The 25,600-nt window shown below is 61.5% G+C and carries 24 protein-coding genes and 2 pseudogenes; 14 read left to right on the forward strand and 12 right to left on the reverse strand.

From position 1 onward, the window contains the following. The first annotated feature begins 276 nt into the window (after positions 1-276). Positions 277-642, forward strand: coding sequence for a CoA-binding protein (locus A7A09_RS11530; protein WP_245999306.1), 366 nt, complete (start codon positions 277-279; stop codon positions 640-642). Positions 643-693: 51 nt separating this feature from the next. On the opposite strand, the gene A7A09_RS11535 is transcribed toward A7A09_RS11530, so the two are convergent. Then, complete coding sequence (locus A7A09_RS11535; RefSeq protein WP_106691538.1) at positions 694-1,809, reverse strand: aminotransferase class V-fold PLP-dependent enzyme; 1,116 nt, start codon at positions 1,807-1,809, stop codon at positions 694-696. A 143-nt stretch (positions 1,810-1,952) separates the two neighbouring features. On the opposite strand from A7A09_RS11535, the pseudogene A7A09_RS11540 reads away from it, so the two are divergent. From A7A09_RS11540 to A7A09_RS11550, 3 genes and pseudogenes are all read left to right on the forward strand, one after another. Then, a pseudogene (locus A7A09_RS11540) lies at positions 1,953-2,650 on the forward strand (type 1 glutamine amidotransferase). Continuing rightward, the gene (locus tag A7A09_RS11545) at positions 2,647-4,005 is read left to right on the forward strand and encodes a glutamine synthetase family protein (RefSeq protein ID WP_106691539.1); all 1,359 of its coding nucleotides are present in this window, start codon (positions 2,647-2,649) and stop codon (positions 4,003-4,005) included. The pseudogene A7A09_RS11540 and the gene A7A09_RS11545 overlap by 4 nt, the downstream one beginning before the upstream one ends. Positions 4,006-4,046: 41 nt before the next feature. Further along, positions 4,047-5,357: an NAD(P)/FAD-dependent oxidoreductase gene (locus tag A7A09_RS11550; protein ID WP_106691540.1), complete on the forward strand. Its 1,311-nt coding sequence runs from the start codon at positions 4,047-4,049 to the stop codon at positions 5,355-5,357. A 4-nt stretch (positions 5,358-5,361) separates the two neighbouring features. Here A7A09_RS11550 and A7A09_RS11555 read toward each other — a convergent pair whose 3' ends face one another. The 6 genes from A7A09_RS11555 to A7A09_RS11580 all read right to left on the reverse strand — a co-directional run bounded on the left by A7A09_RS11555 (position 5,362) and on the right by A7A09_RS11580 (position 9,604). After that, positions 5,362-5,823, reverse strand: a complete 462-nt coding sequence (locus A7A09_RS11555) for a tellurite resistance TerB family protein (protein WP_106691541.1) — start codon at positions 5,821-5,823, stop codon at positions 5,362-5,364. Between the two features lie 38 nt (positions 5,824-5,861). Next, positions 5,862-6,161 (reverse strand): DUF1330 domain-containing protein, encoded by a 300-nt coding sequence (locus A7A09_RS11560; RefSeq protein WP_106691542.1) that lies wholly within the window; start codon positions 6,159-6,161, stop codon positions 5,862-5,864. After that, the gene (locus A7A09_RS11565; RefSeq protein WP_245999291.1) at positions 6,158-7,027 is read right to left on the reverse strand and encodes a PhzF family phenazine biosynthesis protein; all 870 of its coding nucleotides are present in this window, start codon (positions 7,025-7,027) and stop codon (positions 6,158-6,160) included. The genes A7A09_RS11560 and A7A09_RS11565 overlap by 4 nt, the downstream gene beginning before the upstream one ends. Before the next feature lie 85 nt (positions 7,028-7,112). Next, positions 7,113-8,018: a polyphosphate kinase 2 gene (gene ppk2, locus A7A09_RS11570; RefSeq protein WP_106691544.1), complete on the reverse strand. Its 906-nt coding sequence runs from the start codon at positions 8,016-8,018 to the stop codon at positions 7,113-7,115. 85 nt (positions 8,019-8,103) lie between these two features. Further along, positions 8,104-8,574 carry a hypothetical protein gene (locus A7A09_RS11575; protein WP_106691545.1) on the reverse strand — a complete coding sequence of 157 codons (471 nt, stop codon included), beginning with the start codon at positions 8,572-8,574 and terminating at the stop codon, positions 8,104-8,106. 88 nt (positions 8,575-8,662) lie between these two features. After that, a complete protein-coding gene (locus A7A09_RS11580; RefSeq protein WP_366465899.1) occupies positions 8,663-9,604 on the reverse strand; it encodes an aminotransferase class I/II-fold pyridoxal phosphate-dependent enzyme in 942 nt (313 codons plus the stop codon). Positions 9,605-9,810: 206 nt separating this feature from the next. On the opposite strand from A7A09_RS11580, the gene A7A09_RS11585 reads away from it, so the two are divergent. The 5 genes from A7A09_RS11585 to A7A09_RS11605 are packed head-to-tail and all read left to right on the forward strand — an operon-like array spanning position 9,811 to position 13,417. Beyond that, positions 9,811-10,314, forward strand: a complete 504-nt coding sequence (locus A7A09_RS11585; protein WP_106691546.1) for a type III secretion system chaperone family protein — start codon at positions 9,811-9,813, stop codon at positions 10,312-10,314. A 37-nt stretch (positions 10,315-10,351) separates the two neighbouring features. Beyond that, a complete protein-coding gene (proC, locus tag A7A09_RS11590; protein ID WP_106691547.1) occupies positions 10,352-11,167 on the forward strand; it encodes a pyrroline-5-carboxylate reductase in 816 nt (271 codons plus the stop codon). Beyond that, positions 11,164-11,496, forward strand: coding sequence for a tRNA-binding protein (locus A7A09_RS11595; protein ID WP_106691548.1), 333 nt, complete (start codon positions 11,164-11,166; stop codon positions 11,494-11,496). The genes proC and A7A09_RS11595 overlap by 4 nt, the downstream gene beginning before the upstream one ends. Further along, positions 11,496-12,443 carry a 2-hydroxyacid dehydrogenase gene (locus A7A09_RS11600; RefSeq protein WP_106691549.1) on the forward strand — a complete coding sequence of 316 codons (948 nt, stop codon included), beginning with the start codon at positions 11,496-11,498 and terminating at the stop codon, positions 12,441-12,443. Before A7A09_RS11595 ends, A7A09_RS11600 begins: the two co-directional genes overlap by 1 nt. Positions 12,444-12,454: 11 nt before the next feature. Further along, positions 12,455-13,417 carry a magnesium transporter CorA family protein gene (locus A7A09_RS11605; RefSeq protein WP_106691550.1) on the forward strand — a complete coding sequence of 321 codons (963 nt, stop codon included), beginning with the start codon at positions 12,455-12,457 and terminating at the stop codon, positions 13,415-13,417. On the opposite strand, the gene A7A09_RS11610 is transcribed toward A7A09_RS11605, so the two are convergent. Beyond that, positions 13,414-14,103, reverse strand: coding sequence for a DUF1045 domain-containing protein (locus A7A09_RS11610; RefSeq protein WP_106691594.1), 690 nt, complete (start codon positions 14,101-14,103; stop codon positions 13,414-13,416). The genes A7A09_RS11605 and A7A09_RS11610 overlap by 4 nt on opposite strands. A 200-nt stretch (positions 14,104-14,303) precedes the next feature. Here A7A09_RS11610 and A7A09_RS11615 point away from each other — a divergent pair. After that, positions 14,304-15,367, forward strand: a pseudogene (locus A7A09_RS11615) (DUF475 domain-containing protein). An 8-nt stretch (positions 15,368-15,375) separates the two neighbouring features. Here A7A09_RS11615 and A7A09_RS11620 read toward each other — a convergent pair. Together A7A09_RS11620 and A7A09_RS11625 are read right to left on the reverse strand one after the other, a co-directional pair. Next, positions 15,376-15,660 (reverse strand): protealysin inhibitor emfourin, encoded by a 285-nt coding sequence (locus A7A09_RS11620; RefSeq protein ID WP_106691551.1) that lies wholly within the window; start codon positions 15,658-15,660, stop codon positions 15,376-15,378. A gap of 45 nt (positions 15,661-15,705) precedes the next feature. Next, positions 15,706-16,797: a M4 family metallopeptidase gene (locus A7A09_RS11625; protein WP_106691552.1), complete on the reverse strand. Its 1,092-nt coding sequence runs from the start codon at positions 16,795-16,797 to the stop codon at positions 15,706-15,708. Between the two features lie 195 nt (positions 16,798-16,992). Here A7A09_RS11625 and A7A09_RS11630 point away from each other — a divergent pair, with 195 nt between their 5' ends. Genes A7A09_RS11630 through A7A09_RS20520 form a run of 4 tightly spaced genes read left to right on the forward strand, consistent with a single transcriptional unit; the run spans position 16,993 to position 22,938 of the window. Beyond that, positions 16,993-17,457 carry a DcrB-related protein gene (locus tag A7A09_RS11630; protein WP_148043647.1) on the forward strand — a complete coding sequence of 155 codons (465 nt, stop codon included), beginning with the start codon at positions 16,993-16,995 and terminating at the stop codon, positions 17,455-17,457. A 14-nt stretch (positions 17,458-17,471) separates the two neighbouring features. Next, positions 17,472-20,894, forward strand: coding sequence for a DUF6531 domain-containing protein (locus A7A09_RS11635; RefSeq protein WP_148043648.1), 3,423 nt, complete (start codon positions 17,472-17,474; stop codon positions 20,892-20,894). An 8-nt stretch (positions 20,895-20,902) separates the two neighbouring features. Beyond that, positions 20,903-22,165: an RHS repeat domain-containing protein gene (locus tag A7A09_RS11640; RefSeq protein WP_106691555.1), complete on the forward strand. Its 1,263-nt coding sequence runs from the start codon at positions 20,903-20,905 to the stop codon at positions 22,163-22,165. Continuing rightward, positions 22,162-22,938, forward strand: a complete 777-nt coding sequence (locus A7A09_RS20520) for a hypothetical protein (protein ID WP_148043649.1) — start codon at positions 22,162-22,164, stop codon at positions 22,936-22,938. The genes A7A09_RS11640 and A7A09_RS20520 overlap by 4 nt, the downstream gene beginning before the upstream one ends. Positions 22,939-22,990: 52 nt before the next feature. Here the strand turns inward: A7A09_RS20520 and A7A09_RS11645 are convergent, their stop codons facing one another. Continuing rightward, the gene (locus A7A09_RS11645; protein WP_106691556.1) at positions 22,991-23,407 is read right to left on the reverse strand and encodes a DcrB-related protein; all 417 of its coding nucleotides are present in this window, start codon (positions 23,405-23,407) and stop codon (positions 22,991-22,993) included. Then, positions 23,407-25,389 carry a type VI secretion system Vgr family protein gene (locus A7A09_RS11650; protein WP_106691557.1) on the reverse strand — a complete coding sequence of 661 codons (1,983 nt, stop codon included), beginning with the start codon at positions 25,387-25,389 and terminating at the stop codon, positions 23,407-23,409. Before A7A09_RS11650 ends, A7A09_RS11645 begins: the two co-directional genes overlap by 1 nt. Positions 25,390-25,600: the final 211 nt, after the last annotated feature.

The raw sequence follows: 25,600 nt of genomic DNA on the forward strand, positions 1-25,600 counted from the left end.
TCGCGAAATTCGCACGACATAATCACGAATTCGCGAATATTCTGGAACTTTTTCCGGCTGATGCCCATTTACATCACAGAACATGACCCCGGAACGGTCATGTTCGGATCACTGTCCCTCGTTCCGCGACTTGCGCCCGGCCAGATTCTGGACCGGGCGCCTTTTCTATGCAAGGTTGACGCTCCATCCTGGCAGAGAGGGAGGCTCACCTTGCAGATTGACATTGATCAGGACGAACAGATCGCCCGGATTGCTCGTGACACGAAGGTGGTCGCAATGGTCGGTTTGTCGCCCAACGAGGCTCGGCCCAGCTGGGGTGTGGCGCGTTACCTGCAATCGCAGGGGATACGCGTCATCCCGGTCAATCCCGGTCATGCCGGCAGCACGATCCTGGATGAGCAGGTCTATGCCAGCCTTGCCGATATTCCAGCCGATGCCGGAGTCCAGATGGTGGATATCTTCCGTCGTTCCGAGGCCGTCGGCCCGATCGTCGACGAGGCTCTGGCGCATATGCCCGATCTCAAGGTCATCTGGCTGCAACTGGGGGTCAGGGATGACGCGGCCGCGAGCAGGGCCCGCGAACGCGGTGTCGAGATGATCCAGGATCGCTGCCCGAAGATCGAATTCCCCCGGCATATCTGATCGCTGTCCCGACCTGTCGCCGATCCGGGGCCCGGTCTTGCCGGACGGGTCTTACAGAACCTTGTCCAGAACGGTTCTCAGCCGTTCGACCGTGCCCTCGACATCCTTCAGTTTGTCGAGCCCGAAAAGCCCGAGCCGGAAGGTCGAGAAACTGTCCCCTTCGTTCACGGCGAGGGGGACGCCAGCCGCGATCTGCATGCCTTCGGCCGCGAATTTCCTGCCGGACTTGATATCCGGATCCTTGGTATAGGAGACGACGACGCCAGGCGCGGCAAAGCCCGGAGCTGCGACCGAGCGGATACCCTTTTCGGCCAGCATCGCGCGGACAGCGTTGCCAAGCTGCCATTGCGCGTCCCGCGCTGCATCGAATCCCATGTCCCGCGTCTCCGCCACAGCCGCGTGCAGCCCGACCAATGCATCAGTTGGCATGGTCGCGTGATAGGCGTGGCCCCCATCTTCATAGGCGGCCATGATGGTCCGCCATTTCCTGAGATCCAGTGCAAAGCTGTCGCTCTCGGTCTGCTGCAGCCGTGTTGCCGCGGCTTCGGACATCATGACCAGCCCGGCCGATGGCGACGCGGACCAGCCCTTTTGCGGTGCCGAGACCAGGACATCGACACCAAGCGCCTTCATGTCCACCCAGATTGTCCCCGAAGCGATGCAATCCAGCACCATGAGCGCCCCCACCTCATGCGCTGCTCCGGCCATCGCGGCGATATAGTCGTCGGGCAGGATCAGGCCGGCGGAAGTCTCGACATGCGGGGCAAAGACCACATCGGGGCGGGCCTCGCGAATTTTGGCGACCACTTCCTCGATCGGCGGCGGGGCAAAGGCGGGTTGCGGCTCGTTCCCGGCGGGGCGGGCCATGGCGACGGTGGTGTCGCGGGCAAATCCGCCGGCCTCGAAAATCTGGCTCCAACGATAGCTGAACCAGCCGTTGCGGACGATCAGCGCATGGGCATCGCGGCCAAATTGCCGTGCCACGGCCTCCATCGCGTAGGTACCTCCTCCCGGCACGATGGCGATCTGATCGGCGCTATAGACCTCGCGCAGGGTAGAAGACAGCTCGCGCATGACCTGCTGGAACTTCTGCGACATGTGGTTCAGCGAGCGGTCGGTGAAAACCACCGAGAATTCCTGCAGGCCATCGGGGTCGATTGCGGACATGAACGCTGCTCCTTCGTGATCGGTTCGGGCTGCAGGCTATCCTGTCCCCGGGTGCTTTGCCAGCCAGTCAAATGGTGCAGCCCCTTGCGGCCACCCCATCCGGGCGACTACCTTGCAGTCATAGATAACATCGCAGGTCATTCATGCGTATCGGCATACTTCAATGCGGCCAGTCGCCCGCGCAGATGAAGGAAGAACTGGGCGACTATCCGGACATGTTCATGCGGCTGCTGGACGGTCGGGGGTTCGAGTTCCGGGTCTGGCATGTCGAGGGGATGGAATTCCCCTCGGATGTTCACGATGCGGATGGCTGGTTGCTGACCGGTTCCCGCCACGGAGCATACGAGGATCACGCCTTCATTCCGCCGCTCGAGGATTTCATCCGGCGCGCCTATGCCGAGGGGGTGCCGCAGGTCGGTATCTGCTTCGGTCACCAGATCATCGCCCAGGCATTGGGCGGCAAGGTGGTCAAGCATCCCGGCGGATGGGTGATCGGCGCGCAGGATTACGATGTCGGCGGTGAAACCGTGACCCTGAACGCCTGGCACCAGGATCAGGCGTGGCCCTGCCCGAGGGGGCCGAGGTCATCGGGCGCAACGACACATGCGAGAATGCCGTGCTGGTCTATGGCAACCGGGCCTATAGCGTGCAGCCGCATCCCGAATTCGACGATGCCTTCGTGCAGGGTTTGATGGACACGCGCGCCAAGGGTGTCGTGCCGCAGGACCTGCTGGACGGTGCGGCCGCCCGGATGGGCGGGGCGCGGAATTCGGACGGGCTGGCGGATCGGATCGAGGCGTTTTTCAAACAGCCCCGTGGACAGGCGAAGGGTGCGGCATGAACAAGCAATGGATCGACCGCACACCCGAGGCGGCACGCGAATACCTGGCCGGGCGGCGGCTTGACGAGGTCGAATGCATTGTGGCCGATATCGCCGGCGTGGCTCGGGGCAAGGCGATGCCTGCCTCGAAATTCGCACGTCAGGACAAGTTCTACCTGCCGAATTCGATCTTCCTGCAGACGATCACCGGCGAATGGGCGGATAACCCGACGGGCGCCTTTACCGAGCCCGACATGATCCTGATCCCGGATTACAGCACGGCCAGCGCCGCGCCATGGACGGCGGATTGGACGCTTCAGATCATCCATGACGCCACCGACCAGCAGGGAAACCCGTTTCCCATCGCACCGCGCAATGTGCTGAAACGGGTGGTCAAGCTTTACGAGGAAAAGGGCTGGAAACCCGTCGTCGCGCCCGAGATGGAATTCTTTCTGGTCGCACGCAACACCGATCCGAATCAGCCAATCATCCCGCCCATGGGCCGCACCGGCAGGCGGGCGGCGGCCAAGCAGGCCTATTCCATGTCGGCGGTGGACGAATACGGCAAGGTCATCGACGATATCTATGACTTCGCCGAAGCCCAGGGTTTCGAGATAGACGGCATCCTGCAAGAGGGCGGGGCAGGGCAGGTCGAGATCAACCTCAATCACGGAGATCCCGTCGCCCTCGCAGACGAGATGTTCTATTTCAAGCGCCTGATCCGCGAGGCCGCGCTGCGCCATGATTGCTTCGCGACCTTCATGGCCAAGCCGATCGAGGGCGAACCGGGCAGCGCCATGCATATCCACCACTCGGTCGTCGACATGCAGACCGGACGGAATATCTTCTCGGATGCTCAGGGACGGGAAACCACCGCTTTCCTGAATTTCATCGCCGGGATGCAGCGGCATCTGCCGGCGGCGATCGCTCTGCTGGCACCCTATGTGAACAGCTATCGCCGTTATGTTCCGGATTTCGCCGCGCCGATCAACCTGGAATGGGCGCATGACAACCGCACGACGGGGTTGCGCGTGCCGATCTCGGGTCCCGAGGCACGGCGGGTCGAGAACCGCCTCGCGGGGATGGATTGCAACCCTTACCTGGGCATCGCCGCCTCGCTGGCCTGCGGTTACCTGGGGCTGCTGGAGGGGGAGGCCCCTCGCGCCGAATATCTGGGCGACGCCTATATGTCGCAGGACGAACTGCCCTATAATCTGGGCGATGCGCTGGACATCATGGCCGGGAACGCCGCCATGCGCAGCGTTCTGGGCGAAGAGTTCGCAGCCGTTTACGAATCTGTGAAGAGGAACGAATACAAGGAGTTCCTGCAGGTCATCAGCCCGTGGGAACGGGAACATCTGCTATTGAACGTGTGAGGGCTGGATAGGCCACGACCATTCTGGCTGCCGGAGACTTCATGAACCTGCTTTATGTCAACGATCGGCGGGGCGAATATCCCGCCAGCCTCTATGCCGAGACCCGCAACACGCTTGATCCTTTCCCGATGCTGAAGGGCGAGGCACGGGCCGATGTCGCGGTCGTCGGAGGCGGCTATACCGGCCTGTCGGCGGCGCTTCACCTGGCCCGGCGCGGGTTTCAGGTCGTGCTGGTCGAGGCGCATCGCGTGGGTTTCGGTGCCTCGGGCCGCAATGGCGGTCAATTGGGATCGGGCCAGCGGCAAGAGGTTGACTGGCTCGAGGAGCAATTGGGCCGGGATGCTGCGCGCCGCCTGTGGCAACTGGCCGAAGAGGCAAAGGCGCTGGTCAGCTCGTTGGCCGGTGAGGCGGGGGTTCTGGTTCGCAACGGTGTGGCCCATGCCTGCCGCAACAAGGCAGAGGTCGATCACGCCAAGCATATCGCCGATCATCTGGCGCAGCATTACGACTACCCGGATGTTGAAGTTCTGGATCACCGGGGGCTGGCCGATCTCATCGGCAGCGAGGCTTATATCGGGGGGGATGTGGATTGGGGGGCAGGACATCTTCATCCCCTGAACCTCGCGATTGGCATCGCCAGCCTGGCGAAGACGGCCGGCGCGCGCATCTTCGAGAACAGCCATGTCCACCGCATCACCCATGCCGGAAAGGCGGGGGAGAAAAGCACCGTTCATTGCGATACCGGCAAGGTGATCTGCGATCACGTGATCCTTGCCGGGAACGGTTATCTGGGCGATATCGCTCCGCAGATCGCAGCCCGTGTCATGCCGATCAACAATTACATCGTCGCGACCGAGCCTCTGGATGATAGCTTTCCCGAAATCCTGCCGCGAAACCCTGCGGTCGCCGATACCAAGTTCGTGGTGAATTACTGGCGCCTGGATGATGAGCGGCGCTTGATATTCGGCGGGGGCGAGACCGTCAGCTATCGTTTCCCCAATGACATCGCCCAAGTGGTGCAGCCGCATCTGTTGTCGGTCTATCCGCAGCTTCGGAACATCCGCCTGACCCATGCCTGGGGAGGGACATTGGCGATCACCATGAACCGGATGCCCTGTTTCGCCCGCCCCGCGCCCAACTGCCTGTCTGCCAGCGGGTTCTCGGGGCATGGCGTCGCATTGGCGACATTGTCGGGACGGCTGATGGCCGAGGCGGTGGCGGGGCAAGCCGAAGGTTTCGATGCGATGGCAGCGGTTCCGACACGCCCGTTTCCCGGCGGCGCGATGCTCAGGACCCCGCTTCTGGTCGCGGGAATGGCATGGTATGGGCTGCGCGACAGGATGGGCTTCTGACGTCTCAGTCCTCGCTTATCCCCAGATCCTGCAGGACCTTCTGCCGCGCCAGCGCCGAGTCGCGATCCGGCACCCCCAGAAGCCCGGCCACCAGGCGGATCAGGGTTTCCTCATCCGCGGCCCGCTTGCTGTCGGCATAGGCCGTCTCCCACATCGAGCCGATCACATCCACCCGATCCTCCAGGGCGATCCGCTCCTTGACCTCGCGCGTGAAGCGCACGGTATCCGGGGCCTCGGCCTCGATCATCTCCGCCGCCGCCCGGCGTTCGGCAGCCTCTTCCAGCGTCAGCCCGCGCCTGCGGGCCAGGATCCGGTCGATCCGCTGCCGCTCGGCCTGATCGTAGATATCATCGGCCCGGGCGACTCGCACCAGGAGCGCGGCAATCGCCACCTCGGCATCCGGCGAAGCCAGGGGTCGCGGATGCGGGTCGTCGTTGAAAAGGCGAGTCAGGAGGTTGCGAAACATACGTCAATCATACGGTTTTTCTTCGTAACCACAAGTCTCTAGCTGTCGCCTGCCCAGCCCTCGACGATCACCAGATCGGCATCGCTGACGGGATCCCGGAATGCCTTGGCCCGCTGATACTCGACGCTATGATAACAATCCCGCGCCGCCTGAAGCGAAGGAAACTCGATCACCACGCTGCGCGGCCGCATCTCGCCCTCGACGATTTCCTGCGGCCCCCCGCGAACCAGGAACCGTCCGCCGAATTTCCGGAAGGCTTCGGCATTGGCCCGGCGATATGCTTCGTAGGCTTCGGGGTCGGCGATGCTGACATGGGCGATCCAATAGGCTTTCGTCATGTCTCCTCCGGTACCCGGATGCGTCCCTCGGCGATCGGGACGGCTTTTCCGCTGATCCTGATTTCGTCCAGCTTGCCGCCCCGCAGGATGGCGGTCAGGCCGATCCGCGAGGGCCGCCCCATCTCGATGCCCTGTTGCAGGAGGATATGCGTTTCATCCTCGGTCAGGGCGCCACTTTCCAGCAGTTGCGCCGCCAGTATGGCCGAGGCAGACCCGGTCGCCGGATCCTCGGGAATACCGGCCGTCGGCGAGAACATCCGGGCGCGAAAACCGGAATCCCCGGCTGTATAGAGATAGGCGCTGTCAACCTGCGCTTCGGCCATCAGCCGGGACCACGAAGGTTCTATCGGACGGGCGGCAGCCAGGTCGTCCAGACCGGCAACCGGCACGAAGAGAAAGGCCGGACCGCCTTGCCAGATGCCCGGCCGATGACCCGCGAACCCGATTGCGGTTGCGGGCAGGTCCAGTGCCCGGGCAATCAGTTCGGCATCCGTCTTGCCCGGATGCGCGACGGGCAGCTTCGGGGCAATGAATTCCGCCTGCCCTTCACGGATCTCGACCGGGACCAGTCCCGCTTCCTCTTCCAGCAGTATCCGCCCGTCCTGTCCGCCGGCCAGATGCAATGCGCAGCCGATGGTCGGATGACCTGCAAAGGGGATCTCGGCGGTCGGAAAGAAGATCCGAACCCGAGCCGTATTCGCCGGATCGCGCGGAGCCATCACAAAGATCGTCTCGGACAGGTTGAATTCGCGCGCGATGACCTGCATCTGCGCGGTGCTCAGCCCATCTGCTCCCATGACCACGGCCAGCGGGTTGCCCGCGAATGGCCGGTCGGTGAACACGTCGTAAACATGATATTCAAGCACCGGCGCCCCCTTCTTCTTTGTTCCAATACCTCCGGGGGAGTCGCGCGGCACGCGCGGCGGGGCGGGCAGCCCCCTTTGACCCGGTTCAGTATTTCTGGGGCACATACAGTTCGCGTGGCAAGACCTCGCGTTCGTAATCGGGGTTGAAGACCCGGTTCGGCAATGAGACCTCCTCATGCGGCACCTCACCATAGGGGATCAGTCCCAGCAGGTGGTTCATGCAGTTCAGCCGGGCGCGCTTCTTGTCGTTTCCGGGAACGATATACCAGGGCGCCTCGGGAATATTGGTGCGCTCGAACATGTCTTCCTTGGCCTTGGTATAGGCTTCCCAACGGACCCGTGACTGCAGATCCATGGGTGAGAGCTTCCATTGCTTCAGCGGATCGTGGATGCGGATCAGGAATCGCATCTGCTGTTCCTCGTCGGTGATCGAGAACCAGTATTTCACCAGCCGTATCCCTGACCTGACCAGCATCCGCTCGAACTCGGGAACGTCCTGAAAGAATTGTTCGACCTGGTCCTCGTCGGCAAAACCCATTACCCGCTCGACCCCGGCGCGGTTGTACCAGCTGCGGTCGAACAGCACGATCTCGCCGCCTGCGGGCAGATGCGGCACGTAGCGCTGGAAATACCATTGCGTCTTCTCGCGGTCCGAAGGGGCGGGCAGGGCAACGACGCGGGCGACGCGCGGGTTCAGGCGCTGCGTGATCCGCTTGATCGCGCCGCCCTTGCCTGCCGAATCGCGGCCCTCGAAGATCACGACCACCTTTTCCTTGTGATAGCTGACCCAGTCCTGCAGCTTGATCAGCTCCGATTGCAGGCGCAGAAGTTCGTGGAAATATCCCTTCCGGGGCATCTGGTCGGGATGATGGCTGCGATAGATGCGCTTGATCTCGGCCGAAAGGATGGCGTCTTCCATCTCGATTTCGATATCTTCGTCGATCGTGTCCTGAAGCTCGGCTTCCAGCCAGTCCTTGGGTTGTTCGCTCATGATCCTCTCCGGCGTTTCGTCCCCCTTTAAGGCGGAATTGTAACGGTATTAAGGCCGTGGCCCGGTCACCGGAAGATCGCCCGCCTCACCGGCCGAAGCCGGCGGCGCAGCCCCTGGTGACAGCAAGGACGAACTCGCCGCCGCGCCCGTCATCGACTGTTCCGCACCATTCCCCGCCGATGGTGTACAGGCTTCGGGTGCCCTTGGCTGGGCGGTAGGCGATACGGCGGCCATTCACGTCGAACAGGTTCAACACGCCCCCGGCATTGGTTGCGTAATAGCCCAGAACGCTGCCATCCGCCGTGATGATCAGCCGCTTCTCATTGGCCGGGTTCGACGGGCGGTTTTCCCATGTGGACGAGGAATTCGCCGTGTTTCCGGCCGAGTTCCATGACGCGTTGGGCGAATTCGAGGGCCTGGCCGGATTGTTCGCGGGATGGCCGGGGCCAAGATCGAAGGGGAGTTGCGTGCGATCCAGGATGATCAGCGGGGTATCCGCGATGGCGGGCATGGCGCTCAGGACAAGCGCGGTGAACAGTGCGGTCAGGCGGGGCATCGATCCTCCGTGGCGAATATCCCGAATCTGCCCGAGACCATCCCTGAATGCCAGAGTCCAGGAGGTCACGCATTTCGGAGCGCGGCAATCAGCCTGTCCCATTCCCGCATGTTTCCGGGGATGCCGAGCCGGAGCCAGCGATCGGAATAGGGAAAGCGCCGGGTCCAGATATGGGCGCGGGCGAGCCGGTCCTGCGCCGCAATCGCGTCTCCGGCGTCATAGAGACGGAACAGGTGGGTCCCCCCTGCGGGAGTCCAGCCCGCGGATATGGCGATACGGTCAAGGCGAAGGCTTGCCTCCGAATGATAGCCCACCGCGCCATCCGCCCAGCCATGATCGGCCATGGCGCTGCGCCGATCTCCAATGCCGGACCGCTGACGGACCAGGGCCCCGCAGCCTCGGCGATGCGTTCGAGCAGGGCGGGGGCGGCGATGACGAAACCAAGCCGCAGCCCCGCCAATCCCCAGAACTTTCCGAAACTTCGCAGGATCACGGCGTTTTCCGGCAGCAAGGGAGCAAGCGACAGATCCGGACGCGGATCGGCAAAGCTTTCATCGACGATCAGATGGCCGGTCTGCGCCGCCAGCCCGGCCAGCGCCGAGGCCTGCCATTCGCGGCCATCGGGATTGTTCGGATTGACCACGACGGCAAGATCGGCCCCGGCCATATCCTCGATCCGCGCGCATTCGGTGACCGTCCAGCCCGCAGAGCGCAGGCTGGCGGCATGTTCGTTGTAGCTGGGCGCAAGAACGGCGGCGCGTCCGCGCGGCAGCAGCCGCGGGACCAGCTGGATCGCTGCGGATGCGCCCGCTACCGGCAGGACCGACGAGGGTGCGCAGCGAAACCAATCGGCGGCCACCTCCGTCAGGCGGCGCATAGCGGCGGCGGTCGGCAGGGACCGCCAGGCGTCGTCCCCCAATGTCGCAACCGGCCATGGACGGCGGTTGATTCCGGTCGACAGGTCGATCCAGTCGCCTGCCCCATAGCGCGCTGCCGCCATGTCGATATCGCCACCGTGATCGCGCTGCATCTCCTGCCTCTTCTGCGGATTTTTCCCGGGAACCGGATGGGTGAACCGCTCATTAGTTACAAGGTGACAGATATTTTCGCTTTACAGCAGAGGCAATCCGAACCACGATATATAGTAAGAACTTCCCGGCGATCCCGCCCGGTATTGAGGTCGCCACAAGGGTTAGCGGTCAAGGAATCGCTCTGGCAATCAGGCAGGAGGCAGATATGGCACAGACCGGAGAGTTTATCCCGAGCGACGATATCCATCCCATCGACATCGTCGAAACGGTCGCCACGCATCACGAATGGGATTTCGACCGGTTGGCCGACGACCAGATCGCGATGATCGTCGAGGGGCAATGGCGCAGCTATTCGCTGACGCTGGCATGGTCCCCCGGTGAAGAGATGCTGCGGCTTATCTGCACATTCGACATGGACCCGCCCGCCGAGCGCTTGCCGGTGCTTTTCGAGGGGTTGAATCTTGCCAACGACCAGGTCTGGGAAGGTGCTTTCACCTTCTGGCCGCAACAGCGGCTGATAGTCTGGCGTTACGGGCTGGTGCTTGCCGGTGACAATCTGGCCACGCCCGAGCAGGTCGACGAGATGATCGGCAATGCGTTAAGCGCCTGCGAACGCTTTTATCCGGCTTTCCAGATGATTGGTTGGGCCGATTCCTCCGCGACCGAAGCGCTGGACATCGCCATAGGCGAGGCCTACGGACGGGCATGAGGGGACATCCGGTCCCCGCATGACAGGAGGGGAGCGGATGAGCGATTTCGATGATATCAACGCGCGTGGCCTGGTGCTGGTCGGCTGTGGCCGGATGGGTGGCGCGATGCTGCGGGGCTGGCTGGCACGGGGGCTGCAGCCCGGTGCGGTCACGGTGATCGATCCGAAACTGGCGCCCGAATGGCAGGACATCGGGCTGCGCGTTAATGCGCGGCTGCCCGATGATCCGGCAGTGCTGGTGGTGGCGGTCAAGCCGCAGATGATGGCGGATGCCCTGGGCGAGTTGCCGGTGCTGAAGGATACGCTGGTCGTCTCGGTCGCGGCGGGAACGACAATCGCCACCTTCGAGGCGGCTTTTCCCGGCGCTGCCATCGTTCGGGTGATGCCGAATACACCTGCGGCCATCGGCAAGGGAATTTCCGCGATCATCGGCAACGCGACGGCAACGGCGGCGCATCTCGATCTGGCCGAGGCGCTGATGGCTGCGGTAGGGCGCGTGGTGCGCCTGGACAGCGAGGATCAGATGGACGCGGTTACCGGCCTGTCCGGCAGCGGCCCGGCCTATGTGTTTCACATGATCGAGGCGATGGCCAAGGCAGGCGAAGCGCAGGGACTGGCCCCGGCGCTGGCGCTGGAACTTGCGCGGATGACCGTCGCCGGAGCAGGGGCACTGGCCATCGATGCCGACGAGGATCCGGCGGTGCTGCGCGAGAATGTGACTTCTCCCGGAGGCACTACCGCTGCGGGGCTGAAGGTATTGATGGACGCCGAGACGGGCCTGCCGCCGCTGATGGCGCGGACCGTTGCGGCGGCAACCGAACGGGGGCGCGAATTGGGGAAAGGCGCGAAATGACGATCAGCTTTGACGATTTCCTGAAGGTAGATATCCGCGTTGCGACGATCACCCGCGCCGAGCCGTTCCCCGAGGCGCGCAAGCCCGCCATCAAGCTGTGGCTGGATCTTGGAGAATTGGGCGAACGCAAATCCTCGGCCCAGATTACCCGGCATTACGAGCCCGAAGCGCTGATCGGCAAGCAGGTGCTCTGCGTGGTGAATTTCCCGCCACGCCAGATCGGGCCGGTCATGTCCGAGGTGCTGGTGCTGGGCGTGCCTGACAGCGAGCGCGAGGTGGTATTGATCCGGCCCGATCTCGAGGTGCCGAACGGGGGGAGGCTCTATTGATGAAGCTCTTGGTGACACGGCCGATGACCGAAACCGCGACACGGGCGCTGGAGGCGCGGTTCGAGACTGTCTTTCGCGATAATACCCCTCTGACCGAGGTAGAGGCGGGGGAGGCGCTGTGCGATTACGACGCGATCATTCCGACCTTGGGGGACGCTTTTACGGCCAAGGCCTTTGAAGGCGATCTCCGCTGCCGGATTCTCGCCAATTTCGGGGCAGGATACAATCATATCGACGTGGCGGCGGCGAAAGCGGCCGGGGTGACCGTTACCAATACGCCCGATGTCGTGACCGATGCCACTGCCGATATCGCCATGACGCTGATCCTGATGACCATGCGCCGCGCGAACGAGGGTGAAAGGCTGCTCAGGGCCGGGCAATGGACCGGCTGGAATCCGACCCAGCTTCTGGGCGGGAATGTCTCCGGGCGGACCGTGGGCATCATCGGCATGGGCCGGATCGGTAAGGCCATCGCGCAGCGCTGCCATCTGGGTTTCGGCATGCGGGTCGTGTTTCACAACCGCTCGACCGTCTCGGCGCTGGATATTCCGGCGCGGCAGATGCCGGGTTTGCACGAGATGCTGCAGGCTTGCGATGTTGCCGTGGTGGCTGTGCCGGGTGGGGCGGGGACGCGCCACATGATCGGCAAGGCGGAACTGGAGGCCTTGGGCCGCAAATCCTACCTGGTCAATATCGCCCGCGGCGACGTGGTCGAGGAGGCGGCGCTGGTTTCCGCCCTGAATACGGGCGTGATCGCCGGGGCCGGGCTGGATGTCTACGAACGCGAACCAGAGGTGCCACAGTCGCTGATCGACGCTCCGAACGCCACGCTGTTGCCGCATCTGGGGACGGCCACGGACGAGGTGCGTACTGATATGGCGATGCGTGCGCTTGCGAACCTGGTCGCCTTTGTCGAGGGGCAGCGCCCGGGCGATCTGGTTAGCTGAAGGAGCCGCCGATGCTCTATGCATATGTCACCCGCAACGGCCGGATCACGCGGCTGGAAAAGGGGGCCGATCTGGAGCAGGCGATCTGGATCGACCTGATCCAGCCAGGTGACGCGGAAATAGACAGCTTGCGGGCGATAGGCGTTCCCGTTCCCAGCCTTGCCGATATGGAAGAGATCGAGATCTCGAACCGGCTTTATCGCGAGGACGGGCTTGACTACATGACCGCCGTGCTGCCCGGCGAGCGTGCCGATGGCGAGCGCTCGGCGATGCCGGTCAGTTTCATCCTGTCCGCACAGCGTCTGGTGACGGTGCGCCACCACTCGCCGCGCCCTTTCCTGACATTCCCGGATCGGGGAGAGCGTTCGACGCTTGGCTGCGGCAGCCCCGATCGCCTGTTCGTGGGTTTGCTGGAGGAAATCATCGCCCGGCTGGCCGATATCCTCGAAGGCTCCGGCAGGGTGCTGGACGATACGATGTCGGGGATATTCGAACCTCGTGCCAGCAGCGTGGGCTCGGATCGGCTGCAAGCCGCTCTGCAAAAGGTCGGGCACGAGGCCGAGTTGCTGGCGCGGGTGCGCCTCGGGCTGCTGACGATAGAGCGCATCCTCGCCTTCTATACCGCCATCATCGACGAACGTCCCGAGGCGGAAAAACTCCGCCCGGTGGTTCGCTCGCAATTCCGCGATGTCCAGGCGCTTGAGGTGCACGCGGATTTCCTGTCCTCGCGGGTCAGTCTGACGGTAGACACGACGCTTGGCATGATCAATCTGCAACAGAACAATACCGTTCGGGTCTTGTCGGTCGTGGCCGCGCTTTTCCTGCCGCCGACGCTGATCGCCAGCATCTATGGGATGAACTTCACCAATATGCCCGAATTGAACCAGCCATGGGGCTATCCGATGGCCATCGGCCTGATGGTCGGCACGGCTGTCGGCATCTGGTTGCTGCTGCGATGGAAGAACTGGCTTTAACCTGTCAGGGAAAATCGTTCGATCATGTGAAACCGTCCCTGCATGTCCTCTCCGGCCAGAGTGACCGATTCGATCACATGCGGATCGGGCAATAGCGGAATCAGCCGGGGGCGGAGCGCTGCAAGAACCCGCTCGGCATCCGGGGCGGGGAGTCGGTTGCCCAATGTCATGTGGAATCGGAACTCGTCCATCACCCAGGGATAACCCCATCGATCCAGGTTCTCGCGTTGCCGGGACGTGAGCCGATCGGGGTTTCGGCGCGCTCGGTCGGCTTCGCCCAATGGTGCGCGGTGGTGGTCGGACTCGCTGACAAGGCGCGAGGCAAGTGCGGTCAGGGGGGCGTGATCCGCGCATGTCAGTGCCGGAAACCCGTCCAGGACTGAAAGCCGCAACCCGCCGGGGATGGCGACGGCAGGCTGGCCTTTCGCCAAAGCTGCGAGATTGTTCCGCAATGACGATTCGCTACTGTCGGAGGCAAGCGCGAAGGGTGGTTTCAGTGTCGCATGAAAGCCGTAGCGATGGGGCGAAGAGGTGATCTCGGCGATCCTGTCCGCCGGCATGTCCGGGATCCGGGGATATGGCTGCTCCCGGCCCGAGGCGATGTCCCAGCCCAACCATGATGCGCCGAACTCCGCCAGCGCACCGGTTGCCGTGTAATAGATCGCGTAGCGTCTCCAACTGCTCATGGCAAAGCTTTCCTGTCCCATTCTCGCATTGCGAGGAACCTGCCCCAGCCCGGCCCGAATGACCATGTGATTCCGTCCGTTCTGGTGCGTGCGGGAGTAATGGCCCGAACCCGTCGGCTTCGGAAACGGATTGGAACATCGCCTTGCTGTCAGGCTTCAGGCGGCCTATCTCATCCGAAACCATCAGCGGGGTCTTTTCGATGCGCTCTTCTCTCTCCTATCTCCTCTGGCCATTGGTCGTGACCGCTCTGGGGATCGTGCTGGCCGGTTACCTGGGATGGGAGTTTTCGGGAACGGCGGCCGGGGCGTTGTCCTTTCTGCTGATCGCCGTCGTGCTGGCGGTGCTGGAAATCTCGTTGTCCTTCGACAATGCCATCGTCAATGCCAACAAGCTGAAGGAAATGACGCCTGCATGGCAGCGGCGTTTCCTGACCTGGGGCATCCTGATCGCCGTATTCGGCATGCGAATCGTGTTCCCGCTGCTGATCGTGGTGATCGCGGCCGGGATCGGGCCCATTGCCGCGATCAAGCTGGCCGCCACCGATCCCGCGCGATATGCCGATCTGATCATCGACGCGCATCTGCCTATCGCGCCTTCGGCGGGGCCTTCCTGATGCTGGTCGCGCTCAGTTTCTTCTTCGACCAGTCAAAACAGGTGGACTGGATCGGGAAGCTGGAGCGTTTCCTGCGAGCCTGCGGATCGGTGCGGGGGATGGAGATCGGCTTCGTGCTGGCCTTCATCCTGTTCTTCGTCTGGCTCTTGCCGGTGCGCGACGAGAAGCTGTTCATGTTCAGCGCGATGTGCGGGATCGTGACCTTCCTTACCGTGGATGCACTGGGACATCTTCTGGATAAATGGGGCAAGTCGGGCTCCAGTGCTACCCGCAACACCGCCCAGGCGGGGCTGGGTGGTTTCCTGTATCTCGAGGTGCTGGATGCGTCCTTCAGCTTCGATGGGGTGATCGGGGCCTTCGCGTTGACCCAGAACCTGTTCCTGATCGCCATCGGGCTTGGTATCGGTGCGATGTATGTCCGCTCGATGACGGTGATGCTGGTCGAGCGCGGGACGCTGGCCGAGTTCCGTTACCTGGAACATGGCGCCTTCTGGTCGATCCTGACACTGTCGATCATCATGTTCGGCCAGACCATGTGGCATTTGCCCGAAGTCGTCACCGGCCTGCTTGGAGCGGGTTTCATCGCCACGGCATTCGTCAGTTCGATCCTCTGGAACAAGCGGCAGCGGACCGAGGAGGAGAGTTCCTGAACGCCGGTTCACATCCGGTCGATCAGGTCCAGCATCTCGGGCGGAATCTGATCCTCGCGAAGGGTGAAGCTGCGGCTGCGGCGGCCCTCGAATGACAGCGTGATGCGATAGGTCAACCGATCGGCGCAATCGCCGCAATCCCGAGTGGACAGGCGTTGCAATTCCCTTGTTCCGAAAGCGTCGTTCAGCTTTTGCCGCATCGGTTCGGTTTGGGCGTCCACATCGATCCGCTTGTGCAGCGCCGCGGCGGCGATGCCGCCAAAGCCGCCATCCGCGTCGATTTCGATGATCATGATCCGCTATCCGCCAAATATTCACCCACCCGGGCGAATGTAGGCCTAGATGCCGATTCCGACAAGTTTCCACGCCCGGCGCAGCATCGCTGCCTCGTGGCTGCCCAGACCGGCAAGCTCGGCCGCGGCCTGCATGGTCTGATCGGCCCATTCGGCAAAGGAGGCCATCGGGTTGTTCAGCCGTTCGAGGGCGCGATACCAGACGCGGCCCGGCAACTCCCACGAATTTCCACCCAGATAGCTGCAGAACAGGTAGAAGGCGTGGTTCGGAATGCCCGAATTGATATGTACGCCGCCATTGTCCTCGGAGGTCGAGACGAAGCCGTCCATGTGCCATGGCTGCGGATCCTGTCCCAGCAGATCGTCGGAATAGGCGGTGCCCGGCGCCTTCATGCTGCGCAGAGCCACGCCGTTGATGCCGGAACCGAGGATGCCGCGCCCGACAAGCCAATCGGCCTCATGCACCTGTTGGCCAAGGCTGCGTTGCAGCGTCAGGCTGCCGAAGACATCGGCGATGCTTTCGTTCAGGGCGCCCGATTGGTTCTCGTATATCAGCCCGCCGGAATGCTGGATGATGCCATGGGCCATCTCGTGTCCGATCACCGAGAGTTCCAGGAATGTCCTGAAGACCTTGCCGTCTCCGGTGCCATAGGTCATCTGGTTCCCGTCCCAGAAGGCGTTGTTGTAGTTGCGGCGGTGATGGATCGTGGCGATCAGCGGCATGCCCGCGCCGTCCAGCGAGTTGCGGCCATATTCCTCGGCAAAGAGCGAGAAGACCTGGCCCGCGCCATCATAGGCGAGATCGGCATCCTCGATTCCTGTGGGAGCGTCGCCTTCGCTGCGCACCAGCTTGCCCGGCAAGGCGGCCTTGTATTCGCCATCATGGATGCGCCGGTCGGGGCAGCAGATCTTCCCGGCCTCGTCGAGTGCCGGACCGGCGAGGGCATCGGGGCGGATCGGCGGGGTCGGGGTGACGTGTTCTTCCCGCTCTTCGCGCAGTTTTTCTGTTTGTTTCAACAGGCTGCGAGCCATGCGCGAGATCTGTGCGTCGCCGCGCAGGGCCAGCACGCGCAGCATGTGGGGCGGGACTATGCAGTTGATCGGGTGATGGGCGCATGAGGGCAGCGAAAGGCACATGGGAGGGCTCCGGTCTGACATCTCGCACCAGTCTAGAACCGATCGGGCGGGGATGAAAACAGCGCATGCGACGGCAGGGAGTGCGGCCCGGGCCGCAGATCCCCGATGCGCGGGTGATGCGGAAGAAAGCCAATTGCTCGATGCGCGACTTTGCGATAGATTTTCCTCATTGATTTGCACCTATGCGATGTGATCGTGAAGCGTCATGAAATATTTGGACGTGTTGAAGGCTTTCCGATGTTTCTTATGAACGACTGCTCGATAGACCTGCCCAAGGATTGGAACGACCAGTCGATGAATATCATTTCATCGAATTCGCCGATGGCCCCCGGCCTGACAATGACGGTGACGCGCGACGACCTGCCGTTTGGCATGTCGTTCGAGGAATATCTTGAAAACCAGTTCGATGAGGTGAGCAAGTCGATGATAGATTTCACGCTCATCGGGCGCAGGACAGTCAAGCTCGATGGTGTCGATGCCGCAGAGATAGAATGCAGTTGGCTGGCGAAAGACATCAGATTGCACCAGATCATCTACATGACTCCGACCCCGAACGGCCGGGTAATGGTGATCACGTCATCGATGCCCGGTCAGATGACAGAAAGCCAGGGCAACGGGGTGCGGCGTATTATGCAGACACTGAAATTCCGTAGAGCATAGATCGGGGAAGCAGGATGGGGTTGCTGTCACAAGGTATGACCCTCGGCTTCACGATGCCGACCGAGGGCGCGCCGCACGGTTCGACACCACAGATGCAAGAGGCGATCGCCAGCCAGCCGGACGCACGCAATGCGCTTGAGCGTAATTGGGATACCGCGCTGGACGTATTGGAAAACCCGACCATCCAATATTCCGCCATGGCTGTCGGGACAGGGGCTGCGATGGTTCAGGGCGGTATGGGTGTTGCAGCCGCTGCAACTGCCGCAGGGACTACCGCCACCGCTGGAACCGTCGCGATAGGCACCCTTGCACCCTTGGCGCCGATTGCCGCAGGGGTTGCGGGCGGGTTACTGGGCAATTGGGCGGGTGGCCATATCGGCAACTGGGTCGGCTCGGCAATGGGGCTGGAGCCGCTTGCGGGACCAAGCGAACAGCCGGCGGTGGTCGGTGACAAGATATACCATGCCCGGTCCGGGCTTGTTGCAGGCCTGTTGGGGGCTGCCGTGGCGGTCGGCGCAGCGGTCGCGATCGGGGCATTCGTTCTGGCGACCGGTGGCGCGGGTCTGCTTGCCGTCGCGGCCTTTTCCTTTGCCGGAGCGGGTGTCGCCGGCACGTTGTTCGGCATGGCGGGATCGCTGGGGCAGCAGGGAGAGGAAAAGGGCCATATCAGCGTCGGCTCACCCGATGTGTTCTTCGAGAACAAGGCGGTCGCTCATGTCAGCGCCTTCATCAAATGCGACGATCACGGCCCCGAGAAACAATGCGCACAGGGTTCGGATACCGTCTATGTCAACGGCTTCCCGTTATCGCGGAAAGGGCACAAGACGACCTGTGACGGTACAATCCAGACAGGTCGGGAAACGATCAAGCTGGATATGACGACATCCGCCGACCAGCTTGACATCGACGGCGGCTGGCTCAATCGCATCGTCCGGACCGGAGTGGCCATTTCTGATTATCTGCCGTTCCCGCGCGGTTCGAAACCCCGGCCCGGAGACAGCACGCCGCCGAAGCCGAGACCCGGCGATTCGACTCCGGCATCGCCACGCAAGCCGACGCAAAGCGCGGAGTCGGACGGGATCAATACCAACGCGCAGAATCGGGTTGGCGATCCGGTCGATGTGGCGTCGGGCCAGGTAAGCGAGTTTCGCACCGATATCACGATTCCCGGAACCATTCCCCTGCATCTCGACCGCAGTTACAGGCGCGGTGCAACCGGCATACAAGGCAATGACTGGTCCGGCACCTGGGCTCAGCATCTGAGAATCGAGGCGGGGCGAACCATCTGGCAGGATCCTGATGGTGTCGAATTCACCTTCGACACGCCTGACGACAATGTCTGGGCTGTCAATCTTCGCTGTCCGCATATTGCCCTGCTGGGAAGCCGCTCGGGCCTGATGTATCTTTACGATTACCGCAGCCAGTTGTTCACGATCTTCAATCACCGGGTCAAAAATCGCCTGCTGCTGAGCGCGATACAGGATCGCAACGGAAACGAGATCACATTCCATTACGGCGAAGACGGGCTGAAATCGGTCAATCACAGCGACGGTTTCGGCCTGGCCGTGGACAGCCGGCGCATGCTTATCCATCATGCCGCGCTGATCGGTCACGATGCCGGTGACTGTGTCTTCACCTGGCAATATGACCGGACTGGCCGCCTGACCCGCGTGGATTCGGCGCAAACCGGGCAGTTGCGCTATGGCTATGACGAGCAGGGGCGGCTGAACATGTGGGCCGACAGCCACCTGACACATGCGCATTTCGCCTATGACCGCGCCGACCGGGTGATCCGCAACTGGAGCGATAGTGGACATCTTTCGGTCGAACTGGCCTATGACACCGTGGCCAGGCGCACCCGCGTCACCGATGCCGCCGGCGGAGTCAGGTTCTTTGACTGGACCGACCGAGGACTGGTCTGGCGCGAAATCGACGCGGCGGGCGGGGAATGGCTGACCGAATGGGGAACCGCCAGCGAAATCCGGGCCCGGCAGGATCCATTGGGCAATCGCTGGACCTTCGATTACAACGGCGTTGGCGACCTGACGCGTGCCACCGACCCCGAGGGCAACAGCGAAAGCTGGGAATACAATGCCGCCCGACTGCCTGTGGCCCATGTCGATGCAACCGGCTCACGCACCGCGTTCCGCCATGACAGTAACGGAAACCTTGTAGCCGTCATCGACCCGACCGGTGCCGAACGGCTTTATCGTCGTGACGGGCAGGGCAAGATCATGCGGGTCGAACTGCCGCAGATGCGACAGACTCGCATATACTACGATGCGATGAACCGCCCCTGCCGCCTGCAAACTCCCTCCGGGGAGACGATCAGGCTGACACATGACACCGAAGGCCGGCTGATCCGCCAGATCGACGAGATCGGCGCCGAAACCCGGCTGGACCATACCCGCAGCTCGCAGAATCCGCGTGGGGCGCTGGCGCGGGTCACGCTGCCCGATGGAACGGCCATCGATACCACCTATGACAGCGAGGGGCTTGTTACCGTTGCAAGGAACGGTGTCGGCGATGCACATCGTTTCCGCTATGGTGCCTTCGACCTACCGCTGGAATCACAGGACCCACAGGGAAATCGCGTCAGGTTCGAACATGATCACGCACTTCGCCTCACCGCAGTGATCAACGAGATGGGTCAGCGGTATGAACTTACCTATGACCCGGTTGGCAACCTTGTCGCCGAGCGGGACTATTCCGGGCTGATCACCCGCTATGATTACGACATTGCCGGTCGGGTGAGCCGCCGGATCGCCCCTGATGGCGTCATAAGCCAATATACATGGTCTCCTGCGGGGCGCCTTGTCCAGGTCGAGGTGGTCGATGGTGGAAAGACCGCCGTTACGACGTCGGAATTCGACGCGGCAGGCCGCCTGATCGAGGTTCGGAACGACGACGGTGTCGTGACCCGATCCTACGATTCCGCCGGACGGATGATCAGCGAAACGGTCAATGGCCGCGAAATGAGCTATTCCTACGAACCCGGCTCGGCCGCGCCTGTAGCACGTGGCGGCGATGGGCTGGGATTGGAGATGGCCTATTCGCTGGATGGCGCCCTGTCCGCCATGCGCTTCGCCGGAACCGAATTGAGCTTCGAACTGGATGCGCGCGGCCTGGAAATCCAGCGCCGCACGACCGGCGGCTTCACGCATGAGCAGGACTGGGAAGTCATGCGGCGCCTGACCGGGCAGCTGGTTGGCCCCGAGCCGATGAACGGGCGCCCGTCGGCCGCCCGTATCCAGCGCGGCTATGGCTGGGACAGGGCCGGGCGTGTCACCTCCATTGCCGACCGGGTTTCCGGGGTGACCGAGATAAATTACGATGCCCGCGCCTTGTCACCGACACCGCCCGGCAGCGCCCGGATGGCTCGTCCCCGATCCTGCATCGTTATGATTACGATCCCAACCGGAACCTTGCCGGGCTGATCGAGAACATGCGTTCGCAGCAGATCGAAGCGCATGCCGGTCGTATTCGCCGCCGCGGCAACATCACCTATCAGCACGACGCCTGCGGCCGGGTCATCGAGAAACGCCATGACGAGCCGGGTTTCCGCCCGCGTATCTGGCAGATGACATGGGACGCCCATGACCGGCTGGTTCGGCTCAGGACGCCAGACGGGTCAGTCTGGCGCTATGAATACGACGCCCTGGGCCGCCGCATCCGCCGCCTGCGGGTAATCGAAGGCGGTGCGAAATCGCCTGCCCGGCAGGATCGCGCATCCGATGACTGGAGCCTGACTGTGGACACCCCGGCACAGGACCAGTCTTCTGCCGGCGATCCGGGCGGCGTTGGGCCTCGGTGGATTGGCAGTGCCTATCAATGGGACGGCGATTGCATCGCGGCCGAGGCTCCGATCTATGCCGACGGGACGGTGGCCTGGGACCAGGCGGCGCACTGGATCTACGAGCCGGGCAGCTTTCGCCCAATCGCATGCGTAAATCAGGATCACATTGCCCATGTGGTCACCGATCACCTGGGCACCCCGCATGAGCTTGTGTCCGAGGATGGCCGAAAGGTACTTTGGCGCGCCGAGCTTGGCCTATGGGGCAAGCTGGACCATGCCGAGCAAGCCGCAAATGACGATCACCCACCGGTTTCCTGCCCGATCCGGTTCCAGGGACAGTGGGAGGATCCGGAAAGCGGGCTCTACTACAACCGGCACCGTTACTACGATCCGGATGCGACGCAGTATTTGTCGCCGGATCCGATCGGGTTGGCGGGAGGGATTAGACCTCAGGGCTATGTGGCGGATCCGAATGGATGGGTGGATCCGTTGGGGTTGGCGGGGTGTCCTGAACGAGAGGTTAATGGAACGAAAATATACGGCACGGGACAAAAGGACAAAACCCCGGGACATAATCAATTCTCGGAGGTAATTTCAAACAAGTTGGCCATGTCGGGAAAATTTGACAGGATTTATATGCATAGGGCGTACAATACCGCTCTGGGTCCCGGAATTTCCAGAAGGCAGCCAGATGTTCTGGCTATTGATAGAAATGGGAGAGTGCACGCTATTGAGCTTGCGTCTTGGACAGATATGCGACCCAGCAGATATGGAAACTTGTCAGTGCGAAACAACAACGCGATGAGAAATCTTCCGCCGTCACAACGTGGGCAGGTTATCGTTCTGGACCACCCATATAATGCTCAACATATTAAGAATGCTTTGGACAACTTGATTGGTGGTATTAGATGACGATATATAGCTTTGCTTTCTATGGATTTGATGGCGTCGACTCCCATGCAGTGGTGACGGTGTTGGATAAGTTGAGTAGAGAGATAGGGGCCAGTATCGATACTGTCACCTATCCTGTGGAGGCTGAAACGAATGGAGAAGGTGAAGCGCTCGATTTTACTGAAGAGATCTGGTCTAATTTTGTCAGAGCACCTCGGGATAATTTTAGGTTTTCGAGCGAATCTGGCTCGTCAGGAATGGATGGAGGATTCAATGACGGGGTCTCGTACGGGATACCGGTCTTGGATATTTCATTTTCTATGCTGGGTGATGAGTCTATGCCAGAATTCTTCACCGTATTCGAGGCGATTGGGACGTCTCTGAAGCCATTTTACGGATTTTTATATCGAACCGAAAGCGTTAATAAGTCGATATCATATGCGCTTATGAACGGGGCCACCGTCTTTCCTGAGGTTGAAAATCCATTTTTATTTGCTGATGATTTTTCTGTTTGGCGTGGCGGGCCGGATAGCTATAAAAACAACTGTCTTAGGATGGTGTATGAAGAAAATCTTCTCAGTTCATCGCATCTTGATGCACGTATCGATGACATGTCCTTGCGGGAATGGATAGAGTCTCGCAAGGAAAACGGGGTGATTCGTGATCTTTCTAATGGCAGATTTTGGTGGGGAGTGCACCCCTCCGAAATCGAACGGTTAAATTCTGAACTGGGAACGTCGGGCCTTCTGATTTCTTGGGCTCCCAAAAAGAACCGAGTCAGAAACATACCATGACGGTGCGGCCGCCCTTGAAAGAGCATGTGAATGCTACCTCTCAACATAGTTTTCAGCCGGGCATTACCCTAAAACTTTCCACGATCCTTCGCATCTCGAACTTCTGACCAGGACTCATCTGGCCATCGGTGGAGGCCGTGAAAATCAGCGCCCGCTCGCCCGTGTCTATGATCGTGCTCAGCATGTGAACGGGCGTATTGCTCCGCATCCAGCGGCCTTCCATCTCATGTGCAGGAAGGCCGGAGAGGTGAAATTCACGGCGACCAAGCAATTCGAAACCCTCGAGCGCATTCGAGACACGTTTCATCTGATCTTCCAGATATTCCGGAAAGCTGACGCCCCATGCCCTGTCGTCGCGGGTGATCGTCAGCGCCATCTGTGTCGGTGAATTGTCCGAGGCTATGACATTGACTGTTCGGTCGCGCCAACCTTCGGGCAAGTCGAACATGCCTTCGTTGATGCGATACATCAGCTGCCAACACCTTTGTTCAGATGGATTTCCGGCCCGACCTGATCCAGCCCGTTCTTGTTGAATACGATCTTGGAGCCGTCGCCGAATTGCAGCACGACCTTGTCCGGCGTCATCGTCAATGAGCCGTCACCCACCTTCAGTGTCAATTTATCAGTCGCTTCGGCCTCGATGACCTTCGATCCCAGGCTCATCTTGTTGGTGGACAAATGCTCCATCACGTCATGCGATTCGACATGGACCTTGTCCGTGGCGCTCATCTGGATATCGTTATCCGCCTGATAGGAAATGATTCCGGGCCCGCCATCGCCCGCAACCGCAGTCTCGGTGACCTTGTTTGCCTTGACGCTGCGCGTCAGTGCGATTGTCTCGGCAAGATTGCCGCTGTCGACCGCCTTTATCTCATCGCCGGCCTGCACCTTGATGCTGCGATTCCCTGCCTCAACCAATGTCGATTCGTTATCCTTGACGACACGTTCAAGATCCTTCTGGGCATGCAGGAAGATCTTTTCGGCTCCATTGGCGTCCTCGAAGCTCAGTTCGTTGAAGCCCGATCCCCCATGCGTCTTGGTCTTGAAGCCGCTTTTCGTCTTGCTTGCAGGCAGGCCGTAGATATTGCCGTTCTTGCCGTTCACCACGCAGCCGGTGACGATCGGCTTGTCGGGGCTGCCATCGATGAAATCGACCACGACCTCCATGCCGATGCGTGGAATGACGACGCCGCCAAGCCCGTTGCCCGCCCAGTTCTGTGCCACGCGGCAGCGCATCGAGCGCGCACCTTCGAGATCCCAGTGGAACTGGACGAGGATACGCCCGAATTCGTCGCAGTCTATCTCTCCGTCCCCGACCACCATTGCGGTTTGTGGTCCCTGCACGATCGGCACCGGCGTTTGGCGCGGTGGCGCCATCGGTGCGGTATCGGGCATCAGCGTGTAGGAGCCGGTGAAGGAATAACCGTCGCTGCCCGTGCCTCCTGAACCATACGCCTCGCTGACGAAATTATGAGAAGCACTCAGGCATAGATACCGCTCGCCGGTCCCCGGTACCGGCTCCCCGGTAAGCGTGATCACCATTCCGGAACCGAGGCTTGCGCAATCTCCCACGGCCCGGTTGCGCCGATCACCGCCGCGCTCCTGCTTGGTGCGCAGACGGGCCGTCAGCTTGCCGCTGTCCTGATCCGGGAAGTCACCGGGATATTCGTAGCTTTCCAAGCGTCCAAAGCTATGCGCGGCGTCCCCGATATGGTCGGATTCCATGGTGGCCGTCGGGGTCTTGAAGTTGTAGTCGATCAGCCGCACGGCCCCGGTGGTCAGGTTCCGCTCCGGCGACCATTCCCAGAAATGTTCGCCCGGTGCCTGATGATGCCCGTCGGACCGCCTGAATTCCCGTGGACCGATATTCTCATGCGTGATCACGTCATCCGTCAGCACGAGAACATGGTTGCCGGCTTCGTGACGGAAATGGAAGCTGATCCCGTGCCGCTCCATCTGCCGACGCGCGAAATCGAGATCGCTTTCCCGGTATTGCACCGTATATTCCAGCACCGGATAGACCTCGGACAGCTTCATCTCGAAGGCCGCGTCTCCGGTGGAGACATAATCCATGAACAGTTCCTGAAGGATCTGATCCACGGTCTTGTCGTGGAAAATTCGCTGGTTGCGGCGTTTCCCCGCCAGCCAGAACCAGGGCCGGAGCGTCAGGTCATAACGGTGGCCATTTTCGCCAACGCCAACCCATCTTGCCTTGGTCACGATCCCATCGAAGGGGCGCATGGTATCATGTGCCTCGATTTCCACCGTGGCATGGGTGCCGATCAAGGCGTCGAAATCGAGATCGTCCTGCGCCGACAAGGCTTCGACCTGGTATTCGAACAACTCGTTCAGGCGATCCGTTCCATTGAACCGCAGCAACACCAATGCGTCCGGTCCAAGTGCCGTCAACAATCGGCCAGTACGTTCAATCTGCTTGAAGGGGGCATTCATCAGCGGCCTCCATGAAATCGATATAATATCGTTCCTGTTTACCGCGATTCTGCGTGGAATGACAGGCTCAACACGCCCTCGGAATATCCGAATCCCGGGGTGGCGAAGACTGGCAGGACAGAGATTTCAGCTATCGCCGCCTGTCTCGTCCCGCCATGTTGGTGCAGGTCTTGCCTAAGCCTGTGTCATCGCGCTGCAATGAATCGGCTGC

The organism is Paracoccus methylarcula (assembly GCF_003007735.2).
Taxonomy (GTDB): Bacteria; Pseudomonadota; Alphaproteobacteria; order Rhodobacterales; family Rhodobacteraceae; genus Paracoccus; species Paracoccus methylarcula.

Excerpts from the sequence above, each read along its gene's own strand:
- A7A09_RS11530 (WP_245999306.1), top strand. The coding sequence starts at position 277 with ATGGTCGGTTTGTCGCCCAACGAGGCTCGGCCCAGCTGGGGTGTGGCG.
- A7A09_RS11535 (WP_106691538.1), bottom strand. The coding sequence starts at position 1,809 with ATGTCCGCAATCGACCCCGATGGCCTGCAGGAATTCTCGGTGGTTTTC.
- A7A09_RS11545 (WP_106691539.1), top strand. The coding sequence starts at position 2,647 with ATGAACAAGCAATGGATCGACCGCACACCCGAGGCGGCACGCGAATAC.
- A7A09_RS11550 (WP_106691540.1), top strand. The coding sequence starts at position 4,047 with ATGAACCTGCTTTATGTCAACGATCGGCGGGGCGAATATCCCGCCAGC.
- A7A09_RS11555 (WP_106691541.1), bottom strand. The coding sequence starts at position 5,823 with ATGTTTCGCAACCTCCTGACTCGCCTTTTCAACGACGACCCGCATCCG.
- A7A09_RS11560 (WP_106691542.1), bottom strand. The coding sequence starts at position 6,161 with ATGACGAAAGCCTATTGGATCGCCCATGTCAGCATCGCCGACCCCGAA.
- ppk2 (WP_106691544.1), bottom strand. The coding sequence starts at position 8,018 with ATGAGCGAACAACCCAAGGACTGGCTGGAAGCCGAGCTTCAGGACACG.
- A7A09_RS11575 (WP_106691545.1), bottom strand. The coding sequence starts at position 8,574 with ATGCCCCGCCTGACCGCACTGTTCACCGCGCTTGTCCTGAGCGCCATG.
- A7A09_RS11580 (WP_366465899.1), bottom strand. The coding sequence starts at position 9,604 with ATGCAGCGCGATCACGGTGGCGATATCGACATGGCGGCAGCGCGCTAT.
- A7A09_RS11585 (WP_106691546.1), top strand. The coding sequence starts at position 9,811 with ATGGCACAGACCGGAGAGTTTATCCCGAGCGACGATATCCATCCCATC.
- proC (WP_106691547.1), top strand. The coding sequence starts at position 10,352 with ATGAGCGATTTCGATGATATCAACGCGCGTGGCCTGGTGCTGGTCGGC.
- A7A09_RS11595 (WP_106691548.1), top strand. The coding sequence starts at position 11,164 with ATGACGATCAGCTTTGACGATTTCCTGAAGGTAGATATCCGCGTTGCG.
- A7A09_RS11600 (WP_106691549.1), top strand. The coding sequence starts at position 11,496 with ATGAAGCTCTTGGTGACACGGCCGATGACCGAAACCGCGACACGGGCG.
- A7A09_RS11605 (WP_106691550.1), top strand. The coding sequence starts at position 12,455 with ATGCTCTATGCATATGTCACCCGCAACGGCCGGATCACGCGGCTGGAA.
- A7A09_RS11610 (WP_106691594.1), bottom strand. The coding sequence starts at position 14,103 with ATGAGCAGTTGGAGACGCTACGCGATCTATTACACGGCAACCGGTGCG.
- A7A09_RS11620 (WP_106691551.1), bottom strand. The coding sequence starts at position 15,660 with ATGATCATCGAAATCGACGCGGATGGCGGCTTTGGCGGCATCGCCGCC.
- A7A09_RS11625 (WP_106691552.1), bottom strand. The coding sequence starts at position 16,797 with ATGTGCCTTTCGCTGCCCTCATGCGCCCATCACCCGATCAACTGCATA.
- A7A09_RS11635 (WP_148043648.1), top strand. The coding sequence starts at position 17,472 with ATGGGGTTGCTGTCACAAGGTATGACCCTCGGCTTCACGATGCCGACC.
- A7A09_RS11640 (WP_106691555.1), top strand. The coding sequence starts at position 20,903 with ATGCGTTCGCAGCAGATCGAAGCGCATGCCGGTCGTATTCGCCGCCGC.
- A7A09_RS20520 (WP_148043649.1), top strand. The coding sequence starts at position 22,162 with ATGACGATATATAGCTTTGCTTTCTATGGATTTGATGGCGTCGACTCC.
- A7A09_RS11645 (WP_106691556.1), bottom strand. The coding sequence starts at position 23,407 with ATGTATCGCATCAACGAAGGCATGTTCGACTTGCCCGAAGGTTGGCGC.
- A7A09_RS11650 (WP_106691557.1), bottom strand. The coding sequence starts at position 25,389 with ATGAATGCCCCCTTCAAGCAGATTGAACGTACTGGCCGATTGTTGACG.